The sequence below is a fragment of the Aggregatilinea sp. genome (assembly GCF_036822615.1).
Taxonomy (GTDB): domain Bacteria; phylum Chloroflexota; class Anaerolineae; order Aggregatilineales; family Aggregatilineaceae; genus Aggregatilinea.
Genome location: NZ_DAISHJ010000009.1, coordinates 1 through 6,292, shown reverse-complemented (window position 1 = coordinate 6,292; position 6,292 = coordinate 1). Strand labels below are relative to the sequence as shown.

Genomic DNA, 6,292 nt, shown 5'->3' with positions numbered 1-6,292 from the left:
AAGCCAGAATTGTGGCGATGGTCATCGAGATATATAAGAGCCTTCGAGAAGACCGGCTAGTCCCAAGCGTCGCCAAAGCCAGCGAGAACACAACCTGGCCGACTTCAGCGGACAGCACAGTCGCAAGCCCAACAGCAGTCATCGCCACTGAATTACTAATTGCCTGGCCGAAGGTTTGGGAGCCAATCACGTAGAGACGGATGGCGGAAGGCGTGAATGCAGCCAGCAGCAAGACAATACACAAGATGCTGATGAGCCTGGTAACGGACGGAGGATATTTGCTTATCGTGTGATGGGCGAAATGCTCTCGCGCAGGTCGCGGGCCAATAGATCGTATCACCGCTTGGCGAGCAGCCTGACGTGCCGCTTGCCGTTGTTCTTGAGTGAGTGGACGCAGGTTGTCTATCATGGGAACCCTCTGTATACTGATACCATATAATCGGCTCTATGCGACAAGGACTTTTGGAAACACGAAGCGATATTGCTTCGATTTCCACGTAAATACGGCGCGGTCGGTGAGGGTTCCAAGCCCGTCGCTCCCGTATAGGATCACTGAAAAACACGAGGCAAATGCCTCGTGTTTTTTTGTTGCACAATCTAGGACTCCCCCGTCGCCTAAATCTGAATACTTCTGCTTATCTCCACAGTGCATACTCACATATAGTGATGGAGAACCTCAATCTACTCTTGAAACAGCTATATAATTAATCAATATGTTATGCACCAATAGAACAATTACTTGGCTGAGGTTTATCATGCTAATTGAGTGGAACGAACTTAGGCATTACATTCAAAAACACTATCTATCGTTGGGGACGTTAGTTGGGGAAAAAGTCGAGCATAAAAAATTCGGCACAGGCACTGTGATTAAAATTGAAAGGCCCTTTTTTTATGTAAAGTACAGTGATCGTACACGATGTCATATCTTTCAAAACACGATTACACATGACTTCAAGCCAATTGAAGCATCCGAAAAACTAGATGATGCAATAAAGCAAGGTCAGAAATTGGCCTTGGAAACGGAACGAAAACGTCGTCAAGCACTTGATATCGAACGGGCCAGAAGACGGGAATTCGGAGTTTACATTTCTCCGTTGGTAGAACTGTCAAAACGTATACTGAAAACCAAAATACAAGCAGAAATCGATCATCCAATTCTTAGTTCTTCGGATATTGAATTGGCGTTACAGTGGAGCAATTCCCCTGACCTCAGAAATTTCTCAACTGGTCATATTGATAAAGCCTTTATTCAAGAGAAATTCGAAAAACATACAGAACTAGGCCGACTACTATCTGCACGATCTGCAGAAAAAGCTGCCGCAACCTTTTTACGTAACTATGGATTTACTGTTGAGGATATCGCCATTAAGCAGTTGAGAGAACCTCAGACATTGGGTTGGAGAACACATGATCTTGAGATCGATGGTTTCCCGATTGATGTAAAGAATTCTCGGCGGTCAGAATGGAATAAGGATGCATACACCGAACACTGTATCCCTCGTTTCAAACAAAACCAGCTAAACGAACATGTGGCTATAGTGGGGGTGCTTTCTCAATATCTATGGCCATGTCACATACTTGAGCCAAGCGCTGCCCATTGCGATACAGGAGTTACTGTGCTAGGTGGAACGTCTTTAAGTAGGATTTCGCTACTGAAACATGAGTTTGAAAAAACCGGTTTTCTAAAAATCGATTTTTCTGCTCTAAGCAATCACAACCAATTCCTTCCACCCTGGATATTCGAATTTTCATCCGCCTTCTATCAACACCGCGATCCTTCAATTGCAGAGGCGCAACAATGGTTCTTATCCGATTCGAGGATTGCGAGAGTCTGGCAAAAACGAAAAAACGATCTCGTAAATCCAAGTGCAAATGTCCTGCCACTCTTGATCGCTGCAGAAATGGACTTTGAAGCATCTTGGGCAGATGGATTGCTGCAACAATGGGAATTAGCGCTGATCTCCAAGATAAATTCATGGAAGAAGCAGATAGGCCTTTCCCTACCCTTTTTATTTTGCTCGATACTTTCGCATTTCCTTGAAATGGCAACCTTACCTACAGGGGTTTCGAATTACGAGCCGCAAGATTACAGACGGTTACTATTTTTTGATAGTTGCAGTTCGGACATGCCACTATTTATCCACGACCCTCTAAAAACAGTTGAAGTATTAGTTGATACACTCACCACTCTTTGGCAGGCTAAACAAGCGGATATACGCCGTTTTCATATTTTCCGTCTAAAAGAACTTAACATTCTACAGGGCAAAGAAACCGAAGCAGATACTTTGTGGAAGACATTAGTTGCTCACTGTGGTGGATGGATAGGTGGGCGCAAATGTGGTTATACACCTTTAATTTTGGGTGATGTAGATTATTGCCCTAATTGTGGAAAACTCATATGTCCAGAGTGTGGCTTCTGTAGTTGGGAATGCTCCAGGGAACAGCCGCCTGCTTTTCCATCGGGCGAGGATCAAAACATCTTATGAGACGAATTTTTTCCGCCCTGGTAATAATTCTTGTATGATCAATTCAGGGTACAAATGAATGCATAGTAACCTTGCCTAGTCAGCAAACTGCTTTCATCCCACTTTAGATGTCCGCAAATCAGCGTTTGACATAAAGCGATCCGGAGAAGAAATAGTGAATCAAGGCAACCTGTTTCAAGTCCTCAACAAGCATGTGGCCGACAGCGGTACCCCGCCTCAAATCGATGGCAACACACCAAATCGTTATCACAGCTACTTCGAAAACGAGTATGGTGAGCAGATGGTCTTTGTCTACGACTACGAGACCAACACCGGGACTCTGTGGTTCGGGGATATTGGCTGGCAGAACCCGCAGACTGTCACGGACGGCAAGGTCCCTAACCTCGTGCTCAACGAGCCGGAAAAGTTGTGGCTGCAAGCGTGTTGGCAGGCAGCAACCACGATGCTCCGATTCAAAAAATAAGGAGTGCCAGATCACGCCTGACACTCCTTACCCTGGCAGGAGCAAATTGACTTACCGGATCTCTACACCGAGATCGCTGCAAAACTCGATGAACAGAGGACGAAAGATCGCAACGGGCTCGATGGCGACGATGTAGCCTGCCTCAACGTCCAGGTACACCGACTTGAACAGTACCCGCGCGATATCCCGTTGTTCAGCGAGCGTCGCTTCACGCCATAGCGGCCCAAGCGTCTCAAGGTACTCCCCTGCCCGCACGATGTGAGGATTATTCGGCAGGACGAGCCCCGCCATGCGTGATTGCAGATCCTCAAGCGTTCGCCGGTACTCCGTGTCGTCGATCACCAGGTCACGGTACATCTGCTTCAACCGTCGCAGCCTCTCCTGCAACTGCTCCCGTTCACGCAGAACCGCCTCTCGCTGATCGGTGTTACCCGCCAGTTCTTCAATGCGGTGCCGCCATGCGTCAGGTAAGTGGATGTCCCCGATAAGCTCGGAGAGCTGGTCCTCAAGCAGATCCGCGCGAATCGACTTGCTGGGCACAACACACTCGTACCCTCGCGTTGCGGGCATGTGCCGGTAGTACCGGAACCGTTGACCGCTGCTCGTCGCACCACAACGCATCGTGAGACCACACTTATCGCAGCGTGCCAGGCCTGCCAGAATGTAGATCTGCTTCTGGGCGCCGAGCGCACGACGTTTGTTCGCCCGTCGTGCCCGCACTTCCTGGCACTTGTCGAACAACTCCTGCTCCATCAACGGTGGCTGCTGCCCCGGGAACGTCTGGCCCTTGTACTTCACCAGCCCCAGATAAAACACGTTCTGCAGCATCCGGTTGACGGTGTCCTTGGTGAACAACCGCTCGCCCCAGTTGCCCGTCGTCCGGTATCCTTCCCGGTTGAGCAGGTCCGCAATCTGCTGGTCCGTATACCGCCCCGTCGAATACGCTTCGAAGGCCATCACCAAGCCCTGGGCGTTCTGGGGATGCGGTACCGGCAGCCCTGTCTCCGGGTCGGTGATGTAGCCAAACGGCAGCGTGCCGTTCCACATACCCTGCTGCGCGCGAGTCTGTTTACCGAGTGAGGTCCAGAACCGCAGCTGGTGCAGGTAGTACTCGTCAAACAGCTCGTTGATGCCTTCCATCATGAAGGCGGCGGGATCGTCCGGCGACACGATGGGCTGGTTGATGAAGATGACGTCAATGTTGAGCTTATTGCGCAGCAGGTCTTTGTAGCGCCGCGCCAATGCCACGTTGCGGAACAGGCGTGAGGTGTGGAACACGATGATCGCCTCGAACAGGCTGCTGTGAGCATCCATGAGCATCTGCTCGAAACCGGGACGCTTGTCCTTGCTGCCCGTGACGTCGTCGGTGTACACGCTCACGATCTCGTAGTCGTTCCGCGCCGCATAATCGCGGATGGCATGCTCCTGGCCGTCCATACTCCAGCCTTCGGTCTGTTCCTCACTCGATACCCGCACGTATGCCGCCGCACGCTTAGTCATTCGAGCCTTCCTGCATGTCACGGCTTTCCGTTTCCGATGACAGACGGATCAGCACGCGCGACAGAATGCTGCACAGGTCCTCGACTGCCGCGTGTTCTGCCCCATTCAGCGGTTCCTGCATATCCCTTTCGCGACGTTCGTTTGCCATAAGGGGTCCTCATTTCAGATGCCAGAATCCAACTTACGCACGCCCCAACCGGCCCCGTTTCCGAGCGGTACCGCTCCCTTGCGCGGCCATCTCGGCCCAGGAGGGGTGCGCGTCGCGAGCGTGCTCCACGTGCGCCATCTCGTGCGGATGGCAGAAGATGTAGAGGCTGTGGCGTTTGCCGGGTGGTGTAACGCTGACGCCGTAATCCGCGCGCTCGGCCCAGCGGAGACCGCCGGTCAGGCCGATACGCCCGACGAGCCCGTCATAGGGCTGCATATCGAGGGTGTGGGCGACGATGCGAACGGTGTCGTGTAGTGCAAACTCGGAGGACATACTTTCCTGCGCAGGAAATAAAAGAACCCCAGGAATGAATCCCCGGGGTTCTGAAGAAACCGGCTGCCCAAAACGAGGCTTGTTTAGCCCCGTCCGGCGCACTAAAATAAGCGGTAATCAGTACCGATTTTTCAATGAAATCAGAACCTATTCACCCTTCCACAGGACGTTTGATGACCGAGCAAAACGCACTACTCCCTACTCCAGTTGAGCCCGATTCCAGTGAGTTAATCCACGCGGGTCAGGCCGCGAATTACCACGCGGCCCAGAACGCCTTCACCGATTATCTGAGCCGCAAGGCTACCAACACCATCCGGCGGCAGCGGGCCGATCTCGACCGGTTCCGGGAGTACCTCCTTGCGGCGGGTTTATCGCCCCACGATCTTCAGCACGACCCCGATGCGTGGCGCGGGTTGACGTGGGGCATCGTCGAAGGGTTCGTCAAGTGGATGGTTGCCCAGGGGGACGCGATGGGCAGCATCAACGTCCGCCTGTCGACGGTGAAGACGTACGCCAAGCTCGCGGCCAAAGCGGGGGCCATCGAGGCGCAGGAGCTGGCCCTCATCCGAACTGTTGCCGGATACAGCCAGAAGGAGTCTCGCCGGATGGATGGGCGGCGTGAGGTCACCCGTCGCGGTGAGAAAAAGGCCCAGGCTGTGCATATCGAGCAGGAACAGGCGCAGCGCCTCAAGGCCCAGCCGGATACGCCACAGGGCCGCCGTGACCGGCTGCTCATGTGCCTGCTGATCGATCATGGCTTGCGTGTAGGTGAAGTCGCTGCTTTAGAGGTCACCAGCTTCGATCTTCAAGCAGGTGAGATGCGATTCTACCGAGCCAAAGTGGACCAGACCCAGACGCACAAGCTCAGCGCCGACACCCTGCGCGCCGTCCAAGCCTGGATCGCCTCCGGCGATGCGCCGACCACCGGCAAGCTGCTGCGGGCCAGCCGCAAGGGTGGTACGCTGACCGGCACCGGGATGAGCGAGCGCGGCATCACCAAACGCGTGAAGGAACTTGGGGAGCAGATTGGGCTGGAAGGGCTGTCAGCGCACGACTGTCGCCACTACTGGGCGACCTTCTGGGCCACCAAGGTCGATGTGCTCCGGCTCCAGGAAGCGGGCGGCTGGTCCAGCCTCGCCATGCCACGGCGGTACGTGGAAGCGGCAAAGATCGCGAACGAAGGGATGGCGTAGTCTAGTAATGCATCTATACTAGTATCAAGTTTGTTTTGCTACAATACGCATTACGATTATAAAAGAACAGTGAGGGAAAGATGAGCGCGCATGTACATATCAGAGAAATGGATATGACCTGCCCCCAGACTCTATACCACTCATAAAGTGAGACTCCGGGCGGTGGTGG

7 protein-coding genes are annotated in these 6,292 nt (G+C 53.1%); 3 read left to right on the top strand and 4 right to left on the bottom strand.

What is annotated here, in order from left to right:
• A partial coding sequence (locus V7116_RS04830) for a hypothetical protein (RefSeq protein ID WP_324390756.1) occupies positions 1 to 409 on the bottom strand: 409 nt, incomplete at its 3' end.
• A 346-nt stretch (positions 410 to 755) separates the two neighbouring features.
• Between V7116_RS04830 and V7116_RS04825 the strand changes: the two genes are divergently transcribed.
• Both V7116_RS04825 and V7116_RS04820 read left to right on the top strand, forming a co-directional pair.
• Positions 756 to 2,486: a hypothetical protein gene (locus tag V7116_RS04825; RefSeq protein ID WP_324390755.1), complete on the top strand. Its 1,731-nt coding sequence runs from the start codon at positions 756 to 758 to the stop codon at positions 2,484 to 2,486.
• Positions 2,487 to 2,640: 154 nt separating this feature from the next.
• Positions 2,641 to 2,949: a hypothetical protein gene (locus V7116_RS04820; protein ID WP_324390754.1), complete on the top strand. Its 309-nt coding sequence runs from the start codon at positions 2,641 to 2,643 to the stop codon at positions 2,947 to 2,949.
• A gap of 51 nt (positions 2,950 to 3,000) precedes the next feature.
• Here the strand turns inward: V7116_RS04820 and V7116_RS04815 are convergent, their stop codons facing one another.
• From V7116_RS04815 to V7116_RS04805, 3 genes are read right to left on the bottom strand one after another with little or no spacing between them, the layout of a single operon-like run.
• The gene (locus V7116_RS04815; RefSeq protein WP_324390753.1) at positions 3,001 to 4,449 is read right to left on the bottom strand and encodes a recombinase family protein; all 1,449 of its coding nucleotides are present in this window, start codon (positions 4,447 to 4,449) and stop codon (positions 3,001 to 3,003) included.
• The gene (locus V7116_RS04810; RefSeq protein WP_324390752.1) at positions 4,442 to 4,597 is read right to left on the bottom strand and encodes a hypothetical protein; all 156 of its coding nucleotides are present in this window, start codon (positions 4,595 to 4,597) and stop codon (positions 4,442 to 4,444) included. Before V7116_RS04810 ends, V7116_RS04815 begins: the two co-directional genes overlap by 8 nt.
• A gap of 33 nt (positions 4,598 to 4,630) precedes the next feature.
• Positions 4,631 to 4,930 carry a hypothetical protein gene (locus tag V7116_RS04805; RefSeq protein ID WP_324390751.1) on the bottom strand — a complete coding sequence of 100 codons (300 nt, stop codon included), beginning with the start codon at positions 4,928 to 4,930 and terminating at the stop codon, positions 4,631 to 4,633.
• Between the two features lie 173 nt (positions 4,931 to 5,103).
• Between V7116_RS04805 and V7116_RS04800 the strand changes: the two genes are divergently transcribed.
• Complete coding sequence (locus V7116_RS04800) at positions 5,104 to 6,123, top strand: tyrosine-type recombinase/integrase (protein WP_324390750.1); 1,020 nt, start codon at positions 5,104 to 5,106, stop codon at positions 6,121 to 6,123.
• The last annotated feature ends 169 nt before the right edge of the window (positions 6,124 to 6,292 follow it).